The organism is Paenibacillus sp. FSL E2-8871 (assembly GCF_038000345.1).
GTDB lineage: Bacteria > Bacillota > Bacilli > Paenibacillales > Paenibacillaceae > Paenibacillus_AQ.
This window is the reverse complement of sequence record NZ_JBBOBV010000001.1, coordinates 4,553,967-4,578,975: the sequence shown is the minus strand read 5'-3', so window position 1 is coordinate 4,578,975 and position 25,009 is coordinate 4,553,967. Positions and strand designations below refer to the sequence as shown.

Sequence of the window (25,009 nt, the reverse complement as noted above, 5' to 3'; positions counted from 1 at the left end):
TCCAACAGCGGCAGCGGATATTGGGGAGATTGGCGCAGGGCGGGAAGAGTGCGGAGTGAATAGCGAAAGAGTTAAGGGATGAAGGAATAGTGAGGCCTTCAATTTCGTTCTATAGATGTTACGGTGAACCGTATCATAAGTAGGGGCAAGTTTTCTGGAGAAAAGCTTGCAGAAGGCTGTGTTTACAGCTTGCGGATCATAGGAGTGGGGGAGGTCACACCCCAGTCGGAACGATGTGTAAACAGACGTCTGCGAGTTTTTTCGTGGTGCAAAAATGGCTCAAAACCAAACTTAGTGGTTGAAAAAACTAAACCAGCAAAAAGTGAGGAAAGAAATAGAAAAACATCTGCCCTTACGGCTTCGGCATTCTTAATTTGCACCGGATCGAACTGGTGGTCTACAGCTAAAATGCCCGCGCTGCGCATATGTATGAATCGGCCGGGTTCGTCCAGGAGGGTGTGCGTCGCCACACGCTGTACTATAACCATGAATACCATGATGTGATTATGATGGGGATACTGGAGAGTGAATACCGTGCGCGGTATATGAATTAGCAGAAGTAAACCGGACATGCGACGGTCTGATTCAAGACTGACGCATGTCCGGCGAAATTCTGATTGGACGTTCACCAATATACTTATTTTACGAAAGTATTCCTCACTCTCTTGGACCGCAGGAAATAAGGAATCCAGATCACAGCATAAATGAAAGAGCGGAATATATCTGTATAAGAGTTATCATCCGGTATGACATCAGAAAGAGTACTCTGCACTTGGCTGAACATCAGGGTATCTACTGTATTAAGTAAGATGTTATATACAATGAAAGATATACATATGTATTTGAAAGATTTTTTATGTTTGAGGCCCAGATATAAGATGAACAGGATCATCAGGATCTGAATAGTTACTAATGCCGTTTCTATCACAAGACTAGGGAGCATTGAAGCGACGTAGTAACTGCTGTCAGGGTCTGTGAGAAGCTTATAGCCATCGGTGCCGAATAATGAAATATTACCATAAAGTATCCGCACACCTGCGAAAAGTGAAAAAACAATGCCTAATGCAAAAAGTCCTAACCAGCCCCCGGTGCCGGAAGGCTCTGATTCATCTGCGGTTTGATCTGAAGTTTCCAGTATCACTTCGGAAGCTGCTGCGGCCTCTGCGGCAGACGTTGGAACTTTGTTAACAAGCAGTGGTTTAATTAACCCGCCGACCGCTTCTCCGATAACAACTGCCAAGCTTCCAATCACAATTGAAATAATAACGTTAGCATCAACTGCATAAGTTCTATGTAGAATAAAACCTATGCCGAAGAAGATAATGCCTAGTACTATTTTTACCACTTCATCACCTCATGATATCCGCATCGACTGCGGGATTTTTTTATATAGCCTATATCGGAAATTCCCATCAATTACTTAAATTTACTTGTTATATATATTCTAGTATCTTGAGTGGAGGCGATTATGACATTATGACTGGCGTGAAAGACGACCTCAACTATATCGAACTATGGTTCGCGGTTCGTAAAGTGTGACCAGAGGACAAAAGTAACAGAGAAAACTTGCCGTTACAGACAGCGCGGTGAACTCTACCATAAGTGACGGCGAAAAATTGGGGTGTTGGGAGGGGGTAGAGGCTTGTGGGAGTGGTGGAGCCAAAGCTCCAGTGTTCGAGATAGAATAGAACTTAGAACAAAGGAATGGCTCCTTGAACTCCAAGGGCTATTTGAACATCTACTGCTGAACCTCCTTTAGAGGAGCCGCCTTAATAGCTTTCATCGCTTCCCTCAGTTGATCTATTTCTAGAAATCCTAACTCTTTCGCTTCCTCCACATGCTCCTCGCCTTTCGTAAGATCGCCTTTTTGGCTGTAGGCTAAAGCCATCAGACAATGAATCTCAACATTCTCTGGAAATAAAGTGATTTCTAGGGTTAAATTCTATGGACAATTCCGGTTTGTCCATTTCAAGGAACATTTTTTAACGGAATGCTGTATCATCTGTGGTATTTTCCTGGCCTCATGCTAGGAGTCTGTATTTGTTACTTTCTCTATACGAGACTTTCTGCTATAGGAGCTTTCTTGATATCGTTGTTCCTGTATGGAATCGGGTTATTGGGTGACAGCTATTATGCATTTGCACAGATGAATCCGTCTATTGAAAGCATCTATCAAGCTATGTTTTCCTTGTTCGATTCCACGAGGAAAGGGTGTTTTTTTGCCCCCGTGTTTGTTATGTTGGGAGGCCTGATTGATGTCGTACACGGATGGATTTGTCTTTTTCTTCTGCATGATGGTTACGGAAGGCGCCGTTGATCGTTGGAAATAGCCTGATTCATTTCTTGCTGGTAACGTTGCGGTCATTTGTTGTCTCTGTAATCGCGATGAAAGTTGTAAGAAAGCTGAAAAAAGTGATCAGCGGCGCGCCAGCTTACCGTGGAGGGTAGTTATTTCAATTTTATATCAATTCAATCAACTGAATGTGAATCAATCAAAAAGTGAAAGATACCCCTTTTTAGGTATGTATGTGTGGACTGGAACGTAATAAAATGTCGAAGTAAGCAATGAGTATCTGAAAATGAAGAGGAAAGGAGTGACATATATGTTTCCACCAAGAAGCGGATTTAATGACAAAGGTGGCAGGAGACCACTACAAATTGTAGTGAACCTACTTGTGAGCAGCGAGCAAGCGAGAACAGCGCCTGCGAAATAAGCATTCGGTATGGGAAGAGCTGCACCTAAGTCGTTGGACTTTCGGGCAGCTTTTTCTTGTGGGACAACATTCATCCTATAAGTAAGAAAAAGAACAGATCTACATAATGCAAGGAGTTGGAATTAATCAGATGAGCTATTACTTTCAAGTCTGCAGTTCAGAGAGCTATCAGGATAAATACATGATATTTCTATTGGAACATTACAATGAACTAAATCTGCCTTATCCTTTTTCAATCTCGCTGAGTTTTCTGGCAAGCTCTGTTCTAATGCAAAAAGAAGCTATCTTGTGTTTCAACGATGAGGATGAAGTTGTCGGGGCGATTGGTTACATTTGCGGGACTGGTGAGAACCAATACAAGGATACGCATGTGGCACAAATCCAGATTGTTTTCTTTGTTGAAACGTATCGCCGAAGCCGGCTGTTCCTAGAGAGTTTGCAATTTCTGGTGCAATATATATCACAACTACCTGAGCCTATTGTTGAGCTCCGTTTTTGGGTCCCGGTCCAACTCCGGCTGCAAAGACTTCTAGCCAAGCTTGCAGAGAAAACAGCGACATGGGATACAGCACAAGGTGGGATCGATGAATATCATGCCGATTTCAAGGAATGGCAAGCATACGTAATGAAGTTCAGAAATGAAGCCTATTTCACTTCGTAGTGCTTGCTCTGTTGTGATCCTCGAGATAGCTAAGCTCATATGAACGATTAGGAGGTGGGGCGGTTTATGCTTGCCCATTACCGGAATTGCCAAAATGATGAAGATTATGCGCAGTTTACTTTATATTTTATCCGAAACCGAAAAGATTTTAACCGCCAATTCTCACTTGCGGATGCACTTGTACATGTGTTGGAATCCATCCCCAACTCCCGCATTATATTAATAACGGACAAGATGGGGGCAATGATAGGTTGGGGGCATTATCGCTATCTCAATACTGAGAATGAATTTGATCCCAAAGGTAAAATCGTTTTTGTTAATTCTGTCATTGTCCACCCCTCCTATCGCAGCAGTCGCCTATTTATTCAGGGGTTCCGCTATTTGGTACAACAAATCGTCGCAGAGAATTGTGGCGTTAACTATCTACAATTTTGCGCTCAGATCGACAACACTTATCTAAATCGACTGTACGCGAAGTTTTCCCGCGTTATTGGGCAAAGAGAAGGCTACCATGGAATTGAAAATGTCTATTCCTCGGATTTCGGACAGCTACTTCAGTATCTGAATCTCAGTTCAAAAGGCGGAGATTGAAAGGCATTATTTATATACAATAATTCGTTATTAGATTCCATATAAACTGCTTAGCAGCCTATTTTTATATGGTTGTTTATTAATGGGAGTGGCTTATGCGGTAGCTGCACATTTAGGTCTGAAATATGTGGTCGATGCAGCGTTTACTCCAAAGGATGCTCGAGCTGGAGAGCTAACTGAAATATTGCCAGGTTACTATTACTACATCACTGATTACGGTCTTAACGAGAAGACGGGCAGGACACAACATACACTCTCCACATTAAATCATTTCTACAATGCAGAACCGGACGGGGTGAAGCTGATGAAGTGGCTGGACTACGCCGTGAATAAGGATGAATATTACTCCGTGGGGCGGCATTTTGTAGCACAATAGTTGAACTATAGACAACTAGGCCGCCGAGTATTTCGACGACCTTCGGTGCATGTGTATGAAGGCTTGATTTAGCTATTAGATCGGGTAAAAGGTTGGCGGTCATGTGCAGCGGCGGATTTTTCGCCGATAGACCCGTTAAGCTGAACCCTACCATAAGTAACGGCGAAAAAGGGAGTGTGCGGACACTCCCTTTGAGTTAACATTGTCTGTTATCAAATGTCGACTTCACATTAATCCAATAAGGCGAACCACACAGTATGCTTATACCCCAGCGGCAACAACCTAATATGCAAAATATAGAAGCCACATAGACCACTTAATTTGCCGTCTTATTGACGAAATCAATCTCATTTCTGATCCCTTTATGGGCGTCATTCCACAGGCCCTTTGTCAGGCGAATGCGCAGCAGGCATGTGTTAGGGTCTTCGTCGTTATTGGCTTCGTTATACCACTCGGCGAAGATTGTGCGCAGCTTTGTCATCATCTCCGCGTTTTTCTCGTCACATACCCAGCCCAGGTTTTCACCTATACCATCGGCCGTAAAGTTTTCGACGATGATACAAACGGCGACTTCGGGGTTTTGGGCGATCTGCTGCATCTTGCCTGAGGTCGCGTAAGTAACGGTGTAGAACGCGCCGTCCTCATAATAGGCGTCCACAATGCGGGCAGCGGGACGGCTTTTGCCATTGGCCCCCGGTTCCAGTGCAATGGTGGACAGAGAGATTAGGCCGTCCTTGTTACCTACTTGTTCTTCCAGCAGCTTCATGGCTTCATCGTACTTGCTCATTATATTACCTCCTAAAGTGTCATAAGGCATACAATGTTAAGCTTATCATTGTGAAATCTTAGCGCATGTGAGGAATAATACGATAAAATATTAAATCGCTATCATAATCCTCTGCTCGACTCAGGTTATATGTGTGTAGGCCATGCGCTAAGGAAATGCGATAAAATTACATAAGGATATCGTTTTTTGAGTTGTAATATCCTCATCACATCCCACGAAGAAAGAGGGCATCGTGGACCGGAGAAAGTCCCACTTTTCTGAGAAAGGAAAGTGTCAGAAGCGTTGATGCTGGCAGATATAAGGATATCCTCACTTTGATATTAGATTGGAACGGCTTTACTTTTTATTTCACTACTGTTATATTACACATGTGTAATATACATGTAAGAGGAGGGAGGATACCTGTGAATCAGCTTACAACCGTAGAATTGGTGCTGTTACAAATCATTGCGGAGTCGGAACGAATGTCCGGGTATGAAATCAATAAACTGATCGAGCTTAGAGGCTATAGAGAATGGACAAAGATTGGAACCACTTCCATCTATGCAGGATTGCAAAAGTTGAAGGAGAAACGGCTCATCCGATCAGACAACTCCGACGATAAAATTGGAAAAGGCCCCTTACCCGTCAAATTTACAATTACTGAGAATGGGCAACAAATACTGCATAACGAAATTATTGACTGTTTATCATCCACGCGAGAGAGGGACAGCCGCTTCGATCTCGGCCTTGCGGCGTTACCTTTCATCCACAAAGAGGAAGCTAAAGAAGCATTAAGGAAACGGTATGATTTTTTACAAGAAACATCGCTTCAGTTAGAGGGGAAATATAAAGCTCAAGGCGGAAAAAAGCTGCCGATGCATGTTCGGGCCCTTTTTCTTCACCCATTGAGTCTCATTGACAAAGAACTGCAATTTATCGATCAGTTGATAAGTGAGTTGGAAGGAGAAACAGCAAAATGATAATAGACCGTTTTGTTTCGTTTACAGGGGAGCACTGCGAGACTACAGCGATGGGCAATCTGCTTTCCCATGTTGGCATCCGGTTGTCCGAACCGATGTTGTTTGGAATTGGAGAAGGTTTAGGGTTTATATATTGGGATAGAAAGGGGATGGATTTTCCGTTTATAGGCGGCAGGGTCAAGTCGGATGAGTTGACTGCCTCTATTGCGTTTCATTTAAACTTAAAGCTCACGGTACAAGAAACTGGCTCTATAACGAAAGCGTGGTTCAATATAAAGGAAAACATAGATCGTGGTATTCCCGTAGGCTTAAAGTTAGATTGTTATCATTTGGATTATTTCAAAAGTAAAGTTCATTTTGCGGCACACTATGCCACTATGTACGGGTACGATGATGAATATGCTTATATGGCCGATACCTCCCAACAGGGTGGCATTACAAAGACACGATTGGCTACATTGGCTCTCGCTAGAAATGAAAAAGGACCCATGAGCTCCCGAAACCTTTCCTACACAATCGAAAAAACAACCGCCCTTCCACAACTGTCCTCCCTCATCCGAACTTCCATCTTAAGAAATGCTTACCGCTATTTGAACCCGCCGATCCGCAATATCGGGATAAAAGGAATCGAAAAAATGAGTGCTGAAGTACTCAAATGGCCATCACACGGTCCGAATTTGGCCCATAACTTATGTTTGACAGCACAACTGATGGAAAGAGGAGGAACAGGCGGTGCGTTGTTTCGCAATCTGTACAGGGACTTTCTTAAGGAAAGCTTGGGGGTTCTAGGTGATTCAAAAATAGAGCGGGCCTACTTGAAGTTCATAGAAATTGCTCCATTATGGAGTGAGGTTTCTGCTTCGATAGACAATGCGGGAAGGACGGGGAATTGGGACTGGCTGAGACAAGCATCTGAATTATTGATGCATATCGCCTGTAAAGAAAGAGAAGCGATGGAATTATTATTAGAGCTTTGAAATGGTGAGGAAAAGGCTTCAACAGCAATCGGCAAGGTCGTCATCATCAAGAAAGACCCTTTCACGGAGATACCGGCGTTCGTGGAGGTAATTTGGAAGAATGGCACGCATGACCGGATTAACGAGACTGTTGGCAGGCCTGTAGGTTCTCTGTTAAACGGGTATTCCTTTGATTTCAGAGAGGATGGTACTTAAAGCTATATGACGGGTGTCGAGTTACCAGAAGGAAGAGGAGTACCAGATGAGCTGAACATCCTTCAGATTCCTAATCAAAGCTACGCGGTGTTCGATAGTCGAGAATCGATTCCAGACGACATGGAGATCGGGTTAGAAATCCTAATCGTCTGGAAACGAATTTACTCGGAGTGGTTCCCATCCTCGAATTTTGAACAAGTTGAAGGACCATGTATGGAGAAGTACTATTGGGCAAATGATGATCACACCGAATCAATTTGCGAAATATGGATCCCGGTTAGAAGAAAGTCGTAATTTAATTTTAGGCCGCCATTATGGCGGTCTTCATTATATAAAGATACTTGCCGTTACAGACAGCGCGGTCATGGTAGGAAAAATCATCGCAACCACTATTAAAAACACCGCGTATACCAATCCGAGCGCTGCGGATAGCGGCACCGTTAACGCCATGTACAGCAGCGTATTGCCGATCACCTTCCCAAATTGTCGTTAACAAACAGTATCGAGATAGAATTATATAACGATTTGTTTGATACTGAATCCTACAGTTATCAAATCCAAATGCTGATCGAAAATGATGAGCTGGATTAAAGTGAAGGATATAACGTGATTCAGGAGCTGAACTAAAAAAACCACAGCTAGGTCGTGGCTTCATATGCAGATGCTCCGATAGCAGATACAGCGAGTACCAAGGATTGAATGCCTGCGCTAAAGAAGGGGATGATGGAAAGGGGACTTTAATTTAAAAAGAACCCTAGACTTTAGGTCTTAGGGTTCTAATTATGAACTACAAACGTAATCTATTTAGTCGCATTTCGTCCTACGAATAACCAGTACAGAGATAAACTGAAAAGGGTAATGAATACGAGAGTGAATAGGATATTACTAAACATCGAAGCATCCGAATTGCTCGTAATTCCTAGGAAGCTTCTTCGCATTGCGGAATGGTCCATCATAGCTGCTGTATAGGCGATTCCGATTGACATAGCGACATTCAGTGTTAAATTGAAAAATCCGACGGCTGTACCTTTTTTTTCTTTTTCAATCGTACGAATGCAAGAATCAAGTATTGGTGCATACATGAATGCAAATGAGCTAGAAAATAACACCATGGAGATCACGAATACAACAACCGAAGTTTGTATAAAGAATGCGCCTAATAATAAGCTTACCACAATACAAGACATCGCGATTGTAATGCATTGCTTGCTTCCTAAGAACTTCGCAAATTTCCCAGAAAGAGCCCCGACTAGAGTAGCTCCTATATAGCCTGGAATCAATAATAGTGAAATGGTATCTAGCTTCAAACCATAAATCTTTTCAAGCAAGAATGGAAATAAGAAAATATATGCTAACTGCACAGAGTAAATCACAAAAGCAACGCCAAGCAATGAGATAAACTGTTTATTTTTAAAGAATGATATTCCAATAAACGCTTTGGAGTTCTTACTGATATAAGTAAGGAATAATATAATTGCAACAACAAACAAGAGAAGGTACATCCAATTGAAATCGGTAATATACAGTAGTAGGGATGCTGAAATGGTTCCCACTAGAAATAATCCGAATACATCAACATGACTGTTCTTCGCTTCTTCCTTAGGAAGATATTTTAAAATAAATGGAAGGGTGAGAAGTGTTACTAAAGAAACTAAAAACAGCATTGTCCAATGGAAATACGTAGAAATATAGCCTCCAGTTAATGCACCAATAAGCTGTGAAAGAGCAAAACTGCTTGTACTTAATCCCAAAAATTTCTTTTGTTCATTTGCAGGTAAATGTTTGGTTACAAATATAACATATAATGTTTCAGCTGATGCTAAACCTGCCGTTTGGATCAATCGTGAGATAACAACGAGTAAAAACGAATGTTGAAAAACATATCCCATGACTGAACCGACACATATTAAAATGATACCAGCGGTAAAAAGTTTTCTGAAACTAATGGAATCCGCCAAAGCTGCGTAAACAACCGCCCCAATCCCAATCACAAGGCCAGCTAGGGTTGCTTGCCAGCTGACTGTTGTCGCTGAAATGTTAAAATCTTTTGCCATATCAACAGAAACAATCTTAAACGAATTATCAATGATCAAGCATAGTAGAAATAATAGCAAGGTAATAGGTACTGCTTTCTTAAAATTATATTCCTGCGGTTTCTTCATGCACACATCTGCAGTTGTAGTAGACATAGGTATATTCTTCTCCTTTGTTGTTTGCTTCTAATGATGTTGAATAAGGTAGCGCTTCCATGAATAACCCGAAATAATTACTCTTTGATTGCGATTTCATAGTCATTCATGATAACTTTTCAGTTAATACAACATTGTATAGTTGTCTAAAAACTTGTATGTTCTTTAACAATGAGAATATTACCACACCTTTATACCACTGACAACCTTTAGAAATTTGTCTTTTTTGTTACAAAAAGGGATTTCCCCAAAAGTTGTTTTTTTACGAATGAGTCAGCCTCGTCTTCATTCTAATGCTTCTAAAATTAAAAAAATGGCAAGCCTCCGGTTTATTGAAGGCTTGCCATTTGACGTTTTCGGTCCATTGTGGCTTGCTTTAAAAGATGATGGGCAGCGCATGCCCTTCATTCGGTTATTTAGATGTTTTAATCCTAATTTGACTAAATTGTATGGGTATATAGTATTTATTATAAACAACAGGGTACTTATCGCTGATATATACACTTTCTAAAATTAAATCACATTCCTCTCCGTAGGAAAGTTGGTATTTTAATGACGGAGTATTGACGGAATCAGAACGTTTAATTTCAATGGTGGAGGAATTAGCTAGTTCATAAACCTTCTCCTCCAACATGTCCAGTACTTGCTTTTCGTTTTGTAAGTCAAGATTTAATTGAGAAACGGCTTCGATTGGCATCATCGTAAAAGCAAAAGCTACGATCTTATCGTTACTTTTATACCAGCGTTCCAACGCAACAACTGCAGTCATTTCTCGATTTAATACTTGTATGGCATAGTCCGTTATTAGGTCTATTCGGAAAATAAGTTCGATATCATCTATGTTTCCCGTATAGCATTTATATAGAGGATTCCCCAACTTCTCCAAGCCATCCATACTTTCATTCTGATGAAATTTGGTAATGAAATTTCCCTTTCCCTGGATATTTTTAACCAATCCATCTTCCTTCAAAAGTGCCAAAGCATGTCTCAATGTCATTCTGCTCACACCTAACTTTTTGGCCAATTCGGGTTCTGTTGGAAGCTGGCTGTCGGGAGGAAATATTCCTTCCATGATTAATTTATACAATTGGTCATACACGATGACGGATAGTGGTTTTTTTTGTTTATTGAGTTCATGAAGTTTATTGATCATTGTCTTATACCCCTATAGTTTTTTATTCATGACTATAAATTCCATTATAAACTAGTATAGTGCAATTAAGAAGGGTGGTGGGCTCACCGATAATGGCAAACCAAAGCCGTAACCTTTGCAAGAAGCTGGGTAAGGTCTTGTTAACAGAGTTGTTTCTCAATAATAGGAGGCCCCTAAAAGCAGCCCGATATGGCAGAACTTAGATAGCTAGTTAACTGACCTTGTATCTGAGCAGGATCTAGAACAGTATCAATTACGAAGGCAACCGACGTGGCAATAAAGATCGCTGCGAGCGCAATCTTGACTGATCAGATATCTTTTACTTCCCCTATACTTATCCGCCAGATCGCTTGGGTTGCAAAGTTCAAGAAGTACTGCTTCCACATCGTTTGGGGTTGCGATTTCACCTTGAGTTGGCTCTTCAGGCATATCCTCAATTAATCCTTGTAACTCTTTCTTTATGTCTGCTCTCTGCTGCTCAGGTAACTTTTGTGTTTCGGCATGAATGTACCTTTTAACTACTTCCCCCTTCGCTTCCACCTCGAATTAAGCTATCAAGGCTGACAGCGGCTGGAGCAGAAGAAATTTCTGGGGCTAATGAGCAGCAGTTGGCTGCAATGGAGGAGATTGCTTCATCTGCTACCTCACTCTCTTCTGTGGCAGAAGAGTTGAAAGAAATGGTTAGCAAATTTCATCTGTAGAAAGATGGGATAAGAGCTAGATTGTGCTGAGATAAAAGACCATCCACTAGGATGGTCTATTCCATGAGCGATGATATTCCAATGGGATAATGAACTTGAGTGGGTCATCAATTTGAGAGGGAGATTGGTAGAAAGATTAAAGGCCAACGATCTTATTTTGACCAAGAAATGCCGAATCAGAAATGAAACATCTGAATACCAATTAATGTGGAACTTTGTGACGAATGAATAGAAATCCTGTTATAAAAGCTAATTCAAAAATACAAAACAGTAGCCGCACAGCTTTGGATGAGAATCCTATAGACTGTGCGGCTATATATATGCGATCAATCTTCATAGAGTTTTCTTAAACTTTATACGTACTAATCATCTCTTTTAGTTTTTGCGAAGCATCAGATAAATCAGAGACTAAGTGCTTCATTACATCAGAGGAGAGCTAATCTGCCGTGCCGATGCCGATACTTCCGCTATCCCCGCAGCATTTTCTTCGGATATAGTGGCGACTTCCTCGAATGAAACTTTAAACTGGCCTTCTTTATTGGACATTAGTACTAAATGTGTTGCCATGGAGTTAACTAACTCATACATATTGGATATAACCTGCGATATATCTTGGAACGCATCTTCTGTCTTAAGTATATTAACTCGTCCTTCATCAACCAACTCTAAGCTTTCCACTTCGCTATTTTGGGATTCTAAAGTTTGCACTTCGATTACTGATTGGGAGACAATGCTATGTATGTCTTCCGTAATATTTATCTATATTGGACCGTACTGCAGGATCAACTTAAACTGAACTTATCTTGCTTACCCTTCGCTATCCAGCAGCCACTGTTCCAGCTTCATCGCGACGCCATCCTCGTCGTTGCTCGCCGTAGTATCCGTCGCAATGGAAGCCAGCTCAGGAATGGCGTTGTGCATAGCAACCGAATGACCGCAATATCGGAACATCGCCATGTCGTTATAGTCATCGCCGAACGATCCGATCTCCCCGCTGGATAATCCATGCCTAAGCGCGATTCCTTCAACGCCGGACGCCTTGCTGATCGTTCTTGGAGCCATCTCCACACAAGGCGCGCTGGACAGCCTATATACATTCAGCTCGTTTTGGAAGGTTTCGGACAAATTATCCATATCATAGACGCGAGGCAGAAGTATCTTGGACGGCTGCAGCTCCCGAATGGACTGTTCCGATAAAATAATGGGGTCCAATTGATCAGCGGGACCTAGGAAATAAGCTTTTTCCTCATCGTAGAGCGGACGGTTGGCATGCCAGCGGTCAGCCACCTCCCATATACAAATGCCATCCGCATGATGATTCAGTACATGCCGATGGAACCGATACGCTGTATCGTTAGAGATGGGCTGCTCTACACGCCAGTCACCCCCGGTATTGACCACAACTGCTCCATTGTTATAGATGAAATAGTCCGCTACCGCCAATTGCGGAAATAACGGGAGCACCAGCCGCGGTGGTCTTCCAGTCGCTATGATGATGATGCCGCCGCTAGCGCTGTATGCTCGAAGCGCTCGCTCCGTGCGCGCCGACAAGGTTCCGTCTGAACGCAGCAGCGTCCCATCCATATCGAAGGCCGCCGCCTTAGGCTTCTTCCTCGTTACGTGAATCGACATCCACATTCCCCCCTATAATCTCCCAGTTTGACGTATAATCGATCCGCAGCATGCGCTGTGAGCCGGCGTTATTCTCCAACAGCCGAGCAAGCGGCTCCTTAATCCCGTACAGCCTCTTCATTCTACGAAGCATGGGATACCGGGAAGCCTGCCCGGCCAAGTAGTCGGTCATCACAATCGTAAAGGAATCGGCATGCCGTACCGCTTGTCCCTGATAGTGACATGCACGAAGACGCGATCCAATGGGCCGCGACAAATCGATCGTGTACCGAACGCCTTCAAACATGATGAACTGGTACAGCAGAAGCTGTGGCTTAAGCCAATCAGCGTGCGGCTCCTGCGATTTGTCATCATACCAGGAGGCACTGACTTCCAGAGCAGAGAGCAGCTCCGCGCCCTTTATTTGAAACACGCTGAGAGAATCCATATACGGAAATATCCGCTGGATGTCCCCTCGCGTCAATTGTCCCGATGAAAGCTTCAACTGCTTCTCGCCCGCATAGGCTACAGCAGACAGCTGCGCGCGGCTCTCCTTCAACTGCACCCGGTGCATCCACTCCACAATGGGATGCTCGCTGCACGTCAAGTCGTGCCAATCATGGAGCTGCAAGCGCGAATCGCACAGACATAACACCTTGCCAAGCCCCGCTTCCGCTCTGTCGCGGATCTTTAGCACTTCTGCCACTACCTCTCCAGACTCCTCTTGTCCGGTTATATCCGCAATCCGTCCTTCCGACACCATCTCTTTCGAATCTTCCCCAGTCAAAAATGTAAGCGTAACTTCCCCTATGCTGGTACCGTGAGAGCCGGGCTGCAGCATCAGCGTCTTCCCCTCCCGCCGAACAAAGCGGTCATGCTGATGACCCGTCAGCAGCACATCGATTCCTTCCACTTCGCGCGCCATGCGAAGCGCGGCATTCTCTTGATCCAGCGCGCCTTCCCGCTCCACTCCGCCGTGATAGCATACAACGATAGCATCAACGTTGGAACGAATATGATCTACGATCGCCTGGACCGTCAATACTTCGTCATGCCACTCCCAGCCCTCCAGCCGATCCGGGTATTGCCATGCCGGAACCCGCGTCGTAACGCCGATGAAAGCGATCCGCCTAGCTCCGAATTCCGCGATATGACAAGACTCCGCCAGCCTTTTCCCCGAACGATGGCGAATATTGGCGGCCAACCACACGCAGGAGGATGAAGCGATGACACCCTTCAAATAAGGAATGCCGTAGTCAAAATCATGATTGCCGGGCACCGCCATATCCACTCCGCTTGCCCGAAGCAGATTACCAACCATCTCCGCTCCGCATTCTCCTTCATTCTGAGCGACATGACTCGCAAGCGGCGTGCCTTGCAGCAAGTCGCCATTGTCGATCATCCATACATGCTTATGCGAATTCCTAATGTTCGCGGCATATTGGGCGGCGCAAGCGAGCGACCCGCCCGACTGACCGTCAGCGCGCGTCCAATGCCCATGCATATCGCTGGTGTACAGCAATGTAATGGTATCATCGTTATGGGGCATGGTGTTCCTGCTCCAGCATCTTCCATTCAATCGACCAGAGTTCTGATTGGCTGGTCGACACCGCACAAGCGCCAGCTTCATATAGCTTCCCGACTTCCTCAGGCAACGTAATGAGTCCGCTCGCGATAATGGGCACATCGTATTGCTCGGACAGCTCGCGTACGTTCTTCGGCAAGTTGCCTGGAGCGATGTTAATGGCGTCCGGCTGCAAACCGTTAATCACCTTGTCGCTTAGCTCAAGTGAATAGCTATCGAGTAGGAACATCGTTAATATGCCGAATACGCCGAGTCTCTTCGCTTCTTTGACCACATGAGCCTTGTTGCTCACAATTCCACAGACGGCGACCTCATTCAGCAGAAATTGAACGGCTTCCTTATCCTGTGACAATCCGCGGATCATATCAAAATAGACGAATAAACGCATGCCGCTTTTTTCCGCTTGCTTGCTGTACACCTTTAATTCGCTCAACGATGATCGAACCAGAAACACATTACGTACGCCCATGCGCTCGGCTCTCGCCATATCCAGCTCTGTCTTGACTGCCGCAATAACCGTAAAAGGGCTAAACAGATGATGTAATTTCATTGGCCACTCTCCTATCGATAGATTGAATACGCAGCACCCCGAACAATGCCGCAATAAATACAAGAAACAAACCCGTTACCACCATAATGGCGTGGCTGAACGAGGCGGACTGCTGTAGCGCACCAATAAGCCAGGTGGAGCAAGCCCCTCCCGCGAAGCCGCAAGCAAAAAACAAGCCCATGTGCGAAGCTGCAAGCTCTTCCCAATAATGAACAGCCAGCGCGGTCATGGTAGGAAAAATCATCGCAATCGCTATTAAAAACACCGCGTATCCGAGAGCGCCAAGCACGCCTGGGACAAAGCTTCCCCATATCAGGCACAGGATAGCAAGCGCCGCACATCGGATGAGAACGCCGCTGTAGCCCCATCGCTTCACGCTGCGGCTAACGCCAAGCCGCAGCGCCGTTAAGCCGGCAAACGCGACCGAGTACAACAGCGTTGCAAGGGAGGGCTCCAATCCATATTGTTGGAGGAGCAAGGGGCGATACCACACCGTAAGGCCAACCTCCGCTCCAACATAACAAAAGTACAGAAGTCCGAAGCAGGCAAGCGGCAGAACGGAACCGCTATTAATCCGTTGCACAGGCGGAGCCTCGCCCTTAGTCTTCCCCGCGAGCTCGTTCCTCCCGGGCTTGCTCCCCACGCTTGGCCAGGCAAGCCTACTCCCGGCAAAGGCGAGCAGCGCGCCGAATACGGCAAAAGCGAACAGGATCAGCGGCCAAGTCACAGCAGCCTGCGCAGTGGACTTCCCGCTTACGATCAACTCAAGCGCAAGCGGTCCAATCATAAAGCCGCAGCCCATCATAAAATGAAGCCGTCCCAGCAATTGTCCCGCTCGCTCCGGTGAAGCGAGCGGCAGCGCTACGTTGCACACCATACCGACGATTCCGTTGGCGTAACCCGTCATAAGGAACATTCCGCACCATGCTGCTGCAGAAGAAGCGGACAGCAGTGCCAATAGGGCCATGCCTGCTGCAAAGATCACTTGATGTATACTAAAGGCTCTCTGCCATCCCCACAATGCCGTTACACGGCCGGCAAGCACATTGGCCCCCAGCAATCCAGCGGAGCTAAACGCAAAGATTAGCCCGCTTGTTTGCGCGTCAAACTGGTATTCGTTCAGAAAGAAGTCCGGCAAAAAACCTTTCATGGACTCCATCATTCCAGTAACCAGCATCGACAAGCCTGTTAGAAGAGGCAGCGCCCAACCAATCGCAGCTGAACGCTTCACCTGTTACCACCCCAGTATCTTTTTGATTTCGGCGGCGGCTTTATCGAGCGCTTCATCGCCAGTCATGTCGCCGGAGAAAGAGCCCTGAATATGATCAAGCAAGGTCCGCGTCGCGCGTGTGCCCGCATCGCCCGGCCAGTTGAACCATGGCACAATATCTTGCGCTTGCTTATAAGTAGCGGCCGCCTTCGGGTTTTCCTTCAAATAATCGGCCATCAGCTCTTCGCGAGCGCTATTGCGCACGGTCATATACCCCATCTTCTGCGCCAGCAGAGACGAGCTTTCCGGCGAAGTCGCGTACTTCACGAAGTCCCATGCCGCGGCTTCCTTCTCTTCGCTGCCTTGGAACACATACAGTCCCGCTCCGCCAGCAGGCAAGCGGCGAGGCGTTTGTTCACCCTCCCAAGTTGGAAGCAGCATAATGCCCAGTTTGAAGGAAGAGTTCTTCGACAAATTCGCTAAATTGCCCGTAGTAGCTACCAGCATGGATAGGTCGCCGCTTTGGAAAGCTTCCGCCGCTTGCGTGCCGTTCATCATCGGAATCGACTTATCCTTTTGCATCATATCCAGCCAGTAACGAAGAACTTCTTTACCGGTCTCGTCATTGAACTGAACATCCTTATCCTTAACGGATGCGTAGCTTCCACCTTTGGTTTCAAGAAGTGTCTGGAACATCCATGTATCAAAGTCCATCTGGAAGTAGACTCCGCCGCGGTCTGGCGCCGCGGCAGCAAGCTGCTTCGCCCAGCCGCGTACCTGCTCCCAGCTTTCAGGCTGCTCCACAACCGTAATGCCCGCTTTCTCAAAGTGATCCAGGTTGACATAAATCAAAGGCGTACTGACGAGAAACGGCAGAGACTGCTGTTTGCCATCCGCGTCTTGTCCTAGCTTAAGCATTTGAGCCGTGTAGTCTTCGGTCGAATACCCTTCCTTGTCAATAAAGGTATGCATCGGGCGGATTGGCATCCGGGAGGACATAAACTCCCCGTTTGCGTAGCTGCCGATCGCGACCTCTGGAAGCTGCTTGGACACCGCCAGCGTTTGAAGCTTCTCCAGCAGTCCGTCATAGAAGCCCTGCGTCTGCTCGGCCTTTACAATGACCTTGTTCTGGGAAGCGTTATAACGATCCACCATTTCTTTAATCGCCTCGCCCTGCGTTCCACCAAATACATGCATAAATTTGATCTCTACCGCTTTCTCCGTCTTGTCCTCTTTATTAGAAGAGTCTTCTGTTCCTGCCGGCGAAGCCGAAGGGGCAGCATTGTTCCCAGAATCGGCGTTCCCTTGTCCGCAGCCAACCAAAAGCCACATTAACGCTACTACCATCATTACATTCAAGCCGATACGTTTTTTCATTTCTATTCCTCCTGAAGTTCTTATTTAATCCCGCTTTGCAATGAACTTTCTGTAAAGTAGCGCTGCGCCAGTACGTATATTCCGATAACAGGCAGCACAGACAAAGTGGCAGACGCCATCGTCGGCACCCATTCGATATAGCTGTCGTTACGGAATTGGACGATAGCCACCGACAGCGTCATTTTCATTTCATCGTTCAAAATGAGAAAGGGCCAATAATAATCATTCCAGTTGTTAACAAATTGAATGAGTCCGACACCAAACAAGGTAGGCACCGAGGCCCTTAAATAAATGTGATACAAGGTTTGGACGGAATGACAGCCGTCCACTCTCGAAGCCTCCTCGAGTTCTCGTGGAATAGCCATAAAGAATTGGCGGAGTACAAAAATGGCGTACGCGCTTGCGATATGAGGTATGATCACCCCCTTATATGAATTGACCCAATCAAATGAGTTGACGACCAAATATACCGGCAGCATAATAGCCTGCGGGGGAATCATCATCGTGCACAAGACGAAGAAAAATAAGGTTTCGCGTCCTCTGAATCGGTATCTGGCGAAGGCGTACGCGGCCAATACGCCGAGCATCAACTGACCTGCCGTCAATACGCTCGTCAACAGCACGCTGTTCATAAACCAGCGGGCTAACGGCGCCTGCTGGAACACTTGCAGATAACCCTCAAGACTAAAGCTTGTCGTAATGAGAAACGCCACGCGCCGGAACGGATCGGAGCTTGGGGACAAGGATACCGTCAGCATCCAGATAAACGGCACCAGGACCACCAGTACGGATAACAGCAGAAATACATTCAACAACAGATGATTTCGTAACTTCAAGTTGCCAATCCCCCCTATACCCATTGTGTGCGCTTCTGCATCCAGCGCACCTGAATAACGGTCAATCCCAGCACAATGACAAACAAGATCGTCGCCGCCGCGCTGGCCGTACCCGTGTTAAAAAATTGGAACGCCTCCTGCCATATGAAGAAAGCCCAGACGTTCGTCGAATTGTTGGGACCCCCGAGCGTCATAATTTGAACTGTGGCGAACACCTGCAAGGAATGAAGTAGTGTGATCGTCCAGACGAACATATGCACCGGCATAAGCATCGGGAAAGTCATATGACGGAAGGACTGCCAGCCGCTAGCTCCATCAATCGCCGCCGCTTCCTTCACCTCGTTATCCAATTGCTTCAAGCCGGAAATGTACAAGATGACGTTGTAGCCAAAGGACATCCACACCCCTACAATTGCTAGCGCGTATATTGCCAGCTGCGTGTCCTGAAGCCATGCCTTCTCACCGATTCCGAATAGGCCAAGCCATTCGTTGATCAACCCGTTCTGAGGCGAGAACATGAGCGAGAATACTAGACCCGCCACCGAGACGCTGACAACCACCGGAACAAAAAATAATACCCGGTACAAGGACCTCAGCTTGCCCGCCCGCTCAATCGCCAGCGCGTATACCAATCCGAGCGCTGCGGACAGCGGCACCGTTAACGCCATGTACAGCAGCGTATTGCCGATCACCTTCCAGAACAACGGCTTACCAAGCACCTCTCTATAGTTGCTCAAGCCGACAAACTGTTTCTTATCCAGCAGCAGATCCCACTCCATAAAGCTGATATAGAGGGAGAAAAAAAACGGGAAAACAAAAAATATCGCGTAAAGCACTAACACGGGGGATAAATACAAATAGGGTTGCCATGGTATTCGTCTCATCTTATGCCTCCTTTAAGCTGAAATAAACGCAACAAAGCCCGTGACTCCCCTTATGGTTCCATCAAGAATGGAGAAGGGGAATCACGGGCATTCTCTGCAATTAAGCCCATTGCTATCAAATATTCAATTGCTTGTTGACTCTACTTTAACCCAGCAATGTTAACAGAGTGTTTGCTTTATGTTGAAAATTGTAAATGTTACTAGCTAGTCTTTTTGAAGGTGCACTAAATGAATCAGGAGGATGCCTCATGACGAAAATAAAATTTACTGTTCCCAAGAAGAGTTATTTCAAAAATAAGGGAAACTGGTTTACGAAATAGTACGGGTATCATTAAGAAATAATGAACCTTTTACTAACACTATCGATCACTGCCAGTTTGTGTGAAAGAATCCTGTTAAATCACTTCGTTCATAAGTATGGGCTCCAAAATAATCCCGTTGTGCTTGCAGAAGGTTAGCATTTGAAATGCCTGTCCGGTAACTATCGTAATAAGTAAGTGAAGCACTTAAACATGGAAACGAAATACCAAAATTAATACCCTCACAGGCAACTTTTCGCAATCCTATTTGATATTCTTTAACCTTTTCAGCAAAATAGGGGGCGATTAATAGATTAGCGAGATTTGGCTGTGCTAGATAGGTTTGGCTTATGACGTTTAAGAATTCTGCACGAATGATACATCCACCACGGAAAATAAGGGCAATATCCTTTAAAGGTAAATCCCATCCGTAAAGGTCAGAAGTCATTTTATATTGTGTGAATCCTTGTGCGTAGGCACAAATTTTGCCCATATATAATGCTTGTCTAACGTACTCAATCCACAAATCTTTATCTAAACTCTGGTGATCCATCTCAGGCCCGGATAGGATATTGTCTGCATAAACCCGTTCCTCTTTTAAAGAGGAGATGTAGCGGGCAAACAATGACTCTGTAATAATGGATGATGGGATCCCGGTATCAATGGCTTGAATGCTCGTCCATTTACCTGTGCCTTTTTGCCCTGTTTTATCAAGAATCACATCGATCAGCGGTAAGCCTGTTATTTCATCCTTTTTCCGTAAAATCTCTGCGGTGATTTGGATTAAATAACTGTTCAGTTCACCTTGATTCCATGTTTCAAAGATGACAGCAATTTCGTTAACAGATAAACCTAACCTTTTTCTTAAAAATGTATAGGCTTCTGCAATTAATTGCATATCTGCATACTCGATTCCATTATGGACCATTTTTACAAAGTGACCGGAACCTGTTGGACCAATATAAACACAGCAAGGGTCGTCGTCCACTTGGGCAGCTATTTTTGTTAGAATAGGAGCTACTTTTTCGTATACGGCTTTATCTCCACCAGGCATGATCGAAGGTCCTTTTAAAGCTCCAACTTCGCCTCCGGAAATACCGATTCCTAAATAACCGATTCCTTTAGACTTTAATTCATCATATCTACGTTCAGTATCTTCGTAATGGGAGTTACCACCGTCCATGATCACATCGCCTGCTTCAAGAAAAGGTACTAATGCACTGATCACCGAATCGATCGGTTTGCCCGCTGTGACCATAAGGAAGATTTTTCTTGGAGTTTCTAAAGAGTGAACAAAGTCTTGAATTTTGTAGTAGGGATGGATTAATTGACCTTCCGTTGTGCCAACAAGATTATCGGTTAAGTCCCTCGTATAATTATAGACAGCCACTTGCTCACCTTTACTAGCCATGTTTAAAGCGATATTACTGCCCATTACCCCTAAACCAATGACACCAATTGTATTGAACATTTTGTCCTGCTCCTTCTAATTAATAGGTAGAAAAAACCCTCACTTATTGACTCAGGAGATTCTAAGAGAATAAGTGGGGGGACTGCCCACAAATATTGTTGTTATAGGAATAAACTTAGTAATAGAATAAATCCTAATCCAGCTACAGAAACGATTGTCTCAAGCAATGTCCATGTTGCAAATGTTTCTTTCATGCTTAGACCAAAATACTCTTTAAACATCCAGAAACCAGCATCGTTAACATGGGAAGCTATTAAACTACCCGCTCCCGTTGCAAGTACGACTAAAGCAAGATTAACGTCAGATTGTCCTAACATCGGAATAACTAAACCAGCCGTTGTTAAAGATGCAACAGTAGCAGAACCTAAGGAAATACGTAAGATTGCAGCGATGATCCAGGCAAGCAAGATGGGCGATAATGAAGTTCCTTGGAATAGTTCGGCTACATAGTCACCCACGCCGCCATTAATCAATACTTGTTTGAAGGCTCCGCCGCCCCCAATGATTAAGAGCATCATCCCAATATGAGTAATAGCAGTTGTACAAGATTGCATTACAGTTTTGATTGGAATTTTTCTTGCTAATCCCATGGTATAGACAGCAACCAGTAAGGAAATTAACATGGAAGTTGATGCATCACCAATAAAACGGATAGCGGATAGTAAACTATTATCTTCAAATCCGATTGTTTTTTGAAGTAAAGTAATTATCGTTGCAATAGACATTAAAATAACAGGAAGCATTGCAGTAAATACACTGATACCAAATCCAGGTGTATCTTCTAATTTAAATTCTTTTTGTTCTCCTAAAGAGGCAATATTACCTGTTTTCGTAAATGATGCAGGTACGAGTTTTTTGGCAAGCTTAGTAAATATAGGTCCAGCCAAAATAACTGTTGGAATTGCAATAATGAAACCGTAAAGTAAAACCTCACCAATGTCCGCGCCATATTCACCTGCAATAACTGTAGGTCCTGGGTGAGGAGGTAAGAACCCGTGTGTTACGGATAAAGCTGCAGCCATCGGAATACCGAGATAAAGAATAGAAACCTTCAATTGTCTTGAAATGGCGAATACAATTGGAATTAATAATACTAATCCTACTTCGAAAAATAACGCCACACCGATAATGAATGAAGCAGCTACGACCGCCCATTGAATATTTTTTTCACCAAATTTATGAACGAGAGTCATGGCAATTCTTTGAGCGCCACCTGAATCAGCGATCAACTTACCTAACATCGCTCCAAGACCAAAGATTAACGCTAAGTGACCAAGTGTTCCGCCTAATCCGGCTTCGATGGTTTTGACAATTTCATTCAAGGGCATTCCAAGTGCTAAAGCGACACCGAACGATACAATGATTAATGAAACAAAGGTGTTTAATTTCAAACCCATTATTAAACCTAATAATGCTAAAATTCCAATGGCTACAATAACTAATGGCATTGTAATTTCCCCCTGCTGTTTATCTTGTTAGTGTTTGATTAAGCTTCTTTGATAATTGGAAATCCGTGTATAATCATCTTTTAATACTCTAGATATGTTAATGAAGATCGGTAGTAATTTCCTATATTCTTTCGTTGCTTCTTCGTTTGGTGTGTGTTTGTAGGTACTGCCAACCATTTCAGAAACGACTTCAAATGATTCGATCTTTCCGGTGGCATATAAGCCTAAAATACAAGCACCTAGACAAGAACTTTCGTAGCTTTCTGGAACGATTACTTCAGAATCGAATATATCGGACATCATTTGCCGCCAAACCTCTGATCTTGCGAAGCCTCCGGTAGCTTGAATTCGGGTCACAGGACCGTCCATGCATTCGGTTAATGCTAAGAATACGGTGTATAAATTGTAAATGACTCCTTCTAGGGCTGCGCGAATCATATGTTCCTTCTTATGTGACATCGTTAAACCGAAGAATGAGCCACGTACGTCTGGATTCCATAAAGGCGCACGTTCACCAGCGAGGTATGGATGGAATAACAATCCATCTGATCCTGGTCTTACACGTTCAGCAATCTTAGTTAATACATCATATGGATCAATTCCTAGTCTTTTTGCTGTTTCTATTTCTGATGAGGCAAGTTCATCACGGATCCAGCGAAGGACCATCCCACCATTGTTTACCGGCCCGCCGATGACCCAGTGCTTTTCCGTTAAGGCATAACAGAATATTCTTCCCTTTTCGTCTGTTTGCGGCTTGTCAATAATGGTTCGAATGGCACCGCTTGTCCCAATTGTGACGGCAATTTCGCCTTTTCTTATCGCATTTACACCTAGATTAGAAAGGACTCCGTCGCTGGCACCAATGACAAATGATGTTTGTGGATCGATACCCATCTGTTTTGCCAAATCTGAATCACAGTTGGTAAATATCTTGGTTGTTGGAACGAGTTCAGATAATTGAGCAGGTGTTATACCAGCAATTTGTAATGCTTCTTCATCCCAATCTAGTGTTTTGAGATTCATCATGCCCATGGCTGAAGCCAGGGAATGATCAACAACATAGTGATCAAAGAACTTTTTGAAAATATATTCTTTAATTCCTATATATATTTTAACTTTGGAAGCGATTTCGGGAAGGTCATTCACAATCCAAGCTATTTTAGTTAATGGTGACATGGGATGAATCGGTGTTCCCGTGCGTTTATAGACTTCATGGCCATTCAACTCATTTTTTATTTTATGTGCCCATGCTTCACTTCGGTTATCTGCCCAAGTGATACAAGGCGTCAGCGGCTGGTCATTTTCATCCATAGCAATGACACTATGCATGGCACTGCTAAATGAAACAAACGATAGCTTTTTGTGTGAATGATGTTTCATTATATTTGAAATGGCTTGTAGGACTGCCTGAAAAATCTCTTCTGGGTCTTGTTCAGCTGTCGATATATCCGGTGTATAAAGCGGGTAACCCATATTTTCTTGTTGGATGACTTCGCCTTTTTCACTAAATAAAACTGCTTTCGTACTTGTGGTTCCGATATCTATACCTAACATATAGTTAGTCATCTTGCTGCACTACTCCTTTCGAGAGCATTTGTTGCGATATCCATAGGTCTTCTACTTTTCCTTGAACATCATCAAAATTGTCATGCAAGGACTTACTCATGAGGTCTCTATCTTTTGTGTGGATCGCTTCAATATAAAGCTCATGATTTTTAATAATCCTTGTAAAGTCTTCATATTTTTCTTTGAAACGCATGCGCATCGACAAAAGGATGAAGCTTTCCATAACGGGTTTTAAATTATTCCAGATCATCAGGATGTATGAATGATTAGCTGCACGAATAATCGTTTCATGAAACAAGACATCTTGATAGGAAAATTCATCAGCATCACTATATTTGATTGCGACCTTCATCATTTCTAGAATTTTACTAAGTTCCTTTATTAATTCATTAGTGTCTATCTTTACAATCCGTTCAAATACAAACGATTCTATGAGTAAACGGACATCATAAATCTCTTCTATTTCTTTTTCTGATAAACCAATAACAACGGCACCCATTCTTTCTAAACGGATAATATTTTCGGATGCCAGTATTTTTAACGCTTCACGGATCGGTGAGCGACTTACAGCAAAATCTGCAGCTAATTTATTTTCCGATAATATGGTGCCGCTTTCAATTTCGCCGGAAATAATACGCATTCTAAGCTCGCAGGATACACGATCACCAGCAGAAGCTTTTGAAAGCCATTTGGAGGGATATAGAAATCTATTTGATTCGGTCATAAATTCACCTCATAATTAATATGGTATACTTGTATACAAGTATTATATCCTGAATATTTAATTTTGCAAGCGATTTCATGAATTTGGATTTGTCATGCATGATATTTGTTGAACAATTGAACCTAAAGCGAATTGGCATATT

25 protein-coding genes are annotated in these 25,009 nt (G+C 44.1%); 6 read left to right on the top strand and 19 right to left on the bottom strand.

Features of this window, described 5'->3' with window-relative positions:
- Window positions 1-182 precede the first annotated feature (182 nt).
- The 3 genes from NYE25_RS20775 to NYE25_RS20760 all read right to left on the bottom strand — a co-directional run bounded on the left by NYE25_RS20775 (window position 183) and on the right by NYE25_RS20760 (window position 1,888).
- Window positions 183-425 (bottom strand): hypothetical protein, encoded by a 243-nt coding sequence (locus NYE25_RS20775; RefSeq protein WP_341147814.1) that lies wholly within the window; start codon window positions 423-425, stop codon window positions 183-185.
- Between the two features lie 212 nt (window positions 426-637).
- On the bottom strand, window positions 638-1,345 hold the full coding sequence (locus tag NYE25_RS20765) for a DUF2569 domain-containing protein (protein ID WP_341146771.1): 708 nt from the start codon (window positions 1,343-1,345) through the stop codon (window positions 638-640).
- A gap of 393 nt (window positions 1,346-1,738) precedes the next feature.
- On the bottom strand, window positions 1,739-1,888 hold the full coding sequence (locus NYE25_RS20760; RefSeq protein ID WP_341146770.1) for a hypothetical protein: 150 nt from the start codon (window positions 1,886-1,888) through the stop codon (window positions 1,739-1,741).
- 956 nt (window positions 1,889-2,844) lie between these two features.
- On the opposite strand from NYE25_RS20760, the gene NYE25_RS20755 reads away from it, so the two are divergent.
- From NYE25_RS20755 to NYE25_RS20745, 3 genes are all read left to right on the top strand, one after another.
- Window positions 2,845-3,375 carry a hypothetical protein gene (locus tag NYE25_RS20755; protein WP_341146769.1) on the top strand — a complete coding sequence of 177 codons (531 nt, stop codon included), beginning with the start codon at window positions 2,845-2,847 and terminating at the stop codon, window positions 3,373-3,375.
- A gap of 66 nt (window positions 3,376-3,441) precedes the next feature.
- Complete coding sequence (locus NYE25_RS20750; protein ID WP_341146768.1) at window positions 3,442-3,966, top strand: GNAT family N-acetyltransferase; 525 nt, start codon at window positions 3,442-3,444, stop codon at window positions 3,964-3,966.
- Between the two features lie 82 nt (window positions 3,967-4,048).
- Complete coding sequence (locus NYE25_RS20745) at window positions 4,049-4,342, top strand: hypothetical protein (RefSeq protein ID WP_341146767.1); 294 nt, start codon at window positions 4,049-4,051, stop codon at window positions 4,340-4,342.
- A gap of 316 nt (window positions 4,343-4,658) precedes the next feature.
- Here the strand turns inward: NYE25_RS20745 and NYE25_RS20740 are convergent, their stop codons facing one another.
- Window positions 4,659-5,129 (bottom strand): pyridoxamine 5'-phosphate oxidase family protein, encoded by a 471-nt coding sequence (locus NYE25_RS20740; RefSeq protein ID WP_038598155.1) that lies wholly within the window; start codon window positions 5,127-5,129, stop codon window positions 4,659-4,661.
- 404 nt (window positions 5,130-5,533) lie between these two features.
- On the opposite strand from NYE25_RS20740, the gene NYE25_RS20735 reads away from it, so the two are divergent.
- From NYE25_RS20735 to NYE25_RS20725, 3 genes are all read left to right on the top strand, one after another.
- On the top strand, window positions 5,534-6,091 hold the full coding sequence (locus NYE25_RS20735) for a PadR family transcriptional regulator (RefSeq protein ID WP_341146766.1): 558 nt from the start codon (window positions 5,534-5,536) through the stop codon (window positions 6,089-6,091).
- A complete protein-coding gene (locus NYE25_RS20730; RefSeq protein WP_341146765.1) occupies window positions 6,088-7,068 on the top strand; it encodes a BtrH N-terminal domain-containing protein in 981 nt (326 codons plus the stop codon). Before NYE25_RS20735 ends, NYE25_RS20730 begins: the two co-directional genes overlap by 4 nt.
- A 201-nt stretch (window positions 7,069-7,269) precedes the next feature.
- On the top strand, window positions 7,270-7,557 hold the full coding sequence (locus NYE25_RS20725; RefSeq protein ID WP_341146764.1) for a GyrI-like domain-containing protein: 288 nt from the start codon (window positions 7,270-7,272) through the stop codon (window positions 7,555-7,557).
- Window positions 7,558-7,590: 33 nt separating this feature from the next.
- Here NYE25_RS20725 and NYE25_RS20720 read toward each other — a convergent pair whose 3' ends face one another.
- The 15 genes from NYE25_RS20720 to NYE25_RS20650 all read right to left on the bottom strand — a co-directional run bounded on the left by NYE25_RS20720 (window position 7,591) and on the right by NYE25_RS20650 (window position 24,867).
- Window positions 7,591-7,737 carry a hypothetical protein gene (locus tag NYE25_RS20720; RefSeq protein WP_341146763.1) on the bottom strand — a complete coding sequence of 49 codons (147 nt, stop codon included), beginning with the start codon at window positions 7,735-7,737 and terminating at the stop codon, window positions 7,591-7,593.
- Window positions 7,738-8,063: 326 nt separating this feature from the next.
- Window positions 8,064-9,452, bottom strand: coding sequence for an MFS transporter (locus tag NYE25_RS20715; RefSeq protein ID WP_341146762.1), 1,389 nt, complete (start codon window positions 9,450-9,452; stop codon window positions 8,064-8,066).
- Window positions 9,453-9,864: 412 nt separating this feature from the next.
- The gene (locus NYE25_RS20710; protein ID WP_234534765.1) at window positions 9,865-10,605 is read right to left on the bottom strand and encodes a GntR family transcriptional regulator; all 741 of its coding nucleotides are present in this window, start codon (window positions 10,603-10,605) and stop codon (window positions 9,865-9,867) included.
- A 1,121-nt stretch (window positions 10,606-11,726) separates the two neighbouring features.
- The gene (locus tag NYE25_RS20705) at window positions 11,727-11,873 is read right to left on the bottom strand and encodes a hypothetical protein (RefSeq protein WP_341146761.1); all 147 of its coding nucleotides are present in this window, start codon (window positions 11,871-11,873) and stop codon (window positions 11,727-11,729) included.
- A gap of 240 nt (window positions 11,874-12,113) precedes the next feature.
- Window positions 12,114-12,938 carry an HAD family hydrolase gene (locus tag NYE25_RS20700; RefSeq protein WP_341146760.1) on the bottom strand — a complete coding sequence of 275 codons (825 nt, stop codon included), beginning with the start codon at window positions 12,936-12,938 and terminating at the stop codon, window positions 12,114-12,116.
- The gene (locus NYE25_RS20695) at window positions 12,907-14,466 is read right to left on the bottom strand and encodes a bifunctional metallophosphatase/5'-nucleotidase (protein WP_341146759.1); all 1,560 of its coding nucleotides are present in this window, start codon (window positions 14,464-14,466) and stop codon (window positions 12,907-12,909) included. The genes NYE25_RS20700 and NYE25_RS20695 overlap by 32 nt, the downstream gene beginning before the upstream one ends.
- Complete coding sequence (locus tag NYE25_RS20690; RefSeq protein WP_341146758.1) at window positions 14,456-15,052, bottom strand: glycerol-3-phosphate responsive antiterminator; 597 nt, start codon at window positions 15,050-15,052, stop codon at window positions 14,456-14,458. Before NYE25_RS20690 ends, NYE25_RS20695 begins: the two co-directional genes overlap by 11 nt.
- Window positions 15,030-16,283: an MFS transporter gene (locus NYE25_RS20685; protein ID WP_341146757.1), complete on the bottom strand. Its 1,254-nt coding sequence runs from the start codon at window positions 16,281-16,283 to the stop codon at window positions 15,030-15,032. The genes NYE25_RS20690 and NYE25_RS20685 overlap by 23 nt, the downstream gene beginning before the upstream one ends.
- 3 nt (window positions 16,284-16,286) lie before the next feature.
- Window positions 16,287-17,639: an ABC transporter substrate-binding protein gene (locus NYE25_RS20680; protein WP_341146756.1), complete on the bottom strand. Its 1,353-nt coding sequence runs from the start codon at window positions 17,637-17,639 to the stop codon at window positions 16,287-16,289.
- A gap of 20 nt (window positions 17,640-17,659) precedes the next feature.
- Window positions 17,660-18,475, bottom strand: a complete 816-nt coding sequence (locus NYE25_RS20675) for a carbohydrate ABC transporter permease (protein ID WP_341146755.1) — start codon at window positions 18,473-18,475, stop codon at window positions 17,660-17,662.
- 14 nt (window positions 18,476-18,489) lie between these two features.
- Window positions 18,490-19,359: a carbohydrate ABC transporter permease gene (locus NYE25_RS20670; protein WP_341146754.1), complete on the bottom strand. Its 870-nt coding sequence runs from the start codon at window positions 19,357-19,359 to the stop codon at window positions 18,490-18,492.
- 366 nt (window positions 19,360-19,725) lie between these two features.
- Window positions 19,726-21,129, bottom strand: coding sequence for a decarboxylating NADP(+)-dependent phosphogluconate dehydrogenase (gnd, locus tag NYE25_RS20665; RefSeq protein ID WP_341146753.1), 1,404 nt, complete (start codon window positions 21,127-21,129; stop codon window positions 19,726-19,728).
- A gap of 101 nt (window positions 21,130-21,230) precedes the next feature.
- Window positions 21,231-22,577, bottom strand: coding sequence for a GntP family permease (locus tag NYE25_RS20660; RefSeq protein WP_341146752.1), 1,347 nt, complete (start codon window positions 22,575-22,577; stop codon window positions 21,231-21,233).
- A 27-nt stretch (window positions 22,578-22,604) separates the two neighbouring features.
- A complete protein-coding gene (gene gntK / locus NYE25_RS20655; RefSeq protein ID WP_341146751.1) occupies window positions 22,605-24,143 on the bottom strand; it encodes a gluconokinase in 1,539 nt (512 codons plus the stop codon).
- On the bottom strand, window positions 24,136-24,867 hold the full coding sequence (locus tag NYE25_RS20650; protein ID WP_341051038.1) for a GntR family transcriptional regulator: 732 nt from the start codon (window positions 24,865-24,867) through the stop codon (window positions 24,136-24,138). The genes gntK and NYE25_RS20650 overlap by 8 nt, the downstream gene beginning before the upstream one ends.
- Between the last annotated feature and the right edge of the window lie 142 nt (window positions 24,868-25,009).

Excerpts from the sequence above, each read along its gene's own strand:
- NYE25_RS20775 (WP_341147814.1), bottom strand. The coding sequence starts at position 425 with ATGCGCAGCGCGGGCATTTTAGCTGTAGACCACCAGTTCGATCCGGTG.
- NYE25_RS20760 (WP_341146770.1), bottom strand. The coding sequence starts at position 1,888 with ATGGCTTTAGCCTACAGCCAAAAAGGCGATCTTACGAAAGGCGAGGAG.
- NYE25_RS20755 (WP_341146769.1), top strand. The coding sequence starts at position 2,845 with ATGAGCTATTACTTTCAAGTCTGCAGTTCAGAGAGCTATCAGGATAAA.
- NYE25_RS20750 (WP_341146768.1), top strand. The coding sequence starts at position 3,442 with ATGCTTGCCCATTACCGGAATTGCCAAAATGATGAAGATTATGCGCAG.
- NYE25_RS20745 (WP_341146767.1), top strand. The coding sequence starts at position 4,049 with ATGGGAGTGGCTTATGCGGTAGCTGCACATTTAGGTCTGAAATATGTG.
- NYE25_RS20740 (WP_038598155.1), bottom strand. The coding sequence starts at position 5,129 with ATGAGCAAGTACGATGAAGCCATGAAGCTGCTGGAAGAACAAGTAGGT.
- NYE25_RS20730 (WP_341146765.1), top strand. The coding sequence starts at position 6,088 with ATGATAATAGACCGTTTTGTTTCGTTTACAGGGGAGCACTGCGAGACT.
- NYE25_RS20725 (WP_341146764.1), top strand. The coding sequence starts at position 7,270 with ATGACGGGTGTCGAGTTACCAGAAGGAAGAGGAGTACCAGATGAGCTG.
- NYE25_RS20715 (WP_341146762.1), bottom strand. The coding sequence starts at position 9,452 with ATGTCTACTACAACTGCAGATGTGTGCATGAAGAAACCGCAGGAATAT.
- NYE25_RS20710 (WP_234534765.1), bottom strand. The coding sequence starts at position 10,605 with ATGATCAATAAACTTCATGAACTCAATAAACAAAAAAAACCACTATCC.
- NYE25_RS20705 (WP_341146761.1), bottom strand. The coding sequence starts at position 11,873 with ATGGCAACACATTTAGTACTAATGTCCAATAAAGAAGGCCAGTTTAAA.
- NYE25_RS20700 (WP_341146760.1), bottom strand. The coding sequence starts at position 12,938 with ATGTCGATTCACGTAACGAGGAAGAAGCCTAAGGCGGCGGCCTTCGAT.
- NYE25_RS20695 (WP_341146759.1), bottom strand. The coding sequence starts at position 14,466 with ATGCCCCATAACGATGATACCATTACATTGCTGTACACCAGCGATATG.
- NYE25_RS20690 (WP_341146758.1), bottom strand. The coding sequence starts at position 15,052 with ATGAAATTACATCATCTGTTTAGCCCTTTTACGGTTATTGCGGCAGTC.
- NYE25_RS20680 (WP_341146756.1), bottom strand. The coding sequence starts at position 17,639 with ATGAAAAAACGTATCGGCTTGAATGTAATGATGGTAGTAGCGTTAATG.
- NYE25_RS20670 (WP_341146754.1), bottom strand. The coding sequence starts at position 19,359 with ATGAGACGAATACCATGGCAACCCTATTTGTATTTATCCCCCGTGTTA.
- gnd (WP_341146753.1), bottom strand. The coding sequence starts at position 21,129 with ATGTTCAATACAATTGGTGTCATTGGTTTAGGGGTAATGGGCAGTAAT.
- NYE25_RS20660 (WP_341146752.1), bottom strand. The coding sequence starts at position 22,577 with ATGCCATTAGTTATTGTAGCCATTGGAATTTTAGCATTATTAGGTTTA.
- gntK (WP_341146751.1), bottom strand. The coding sequence starts at position 24,143 with ATGACTAACTATATGTTAGGTATAGATATCGGAACCACAAGTACGAAA.
- NYE25_RS20650 (WP_341051038.1), bottom strand. The coding sequence starts at position 24,867 with ATGACCGAATCAAATAGATTTCTATATCCCTCCAAATGGCTTTCAAAA.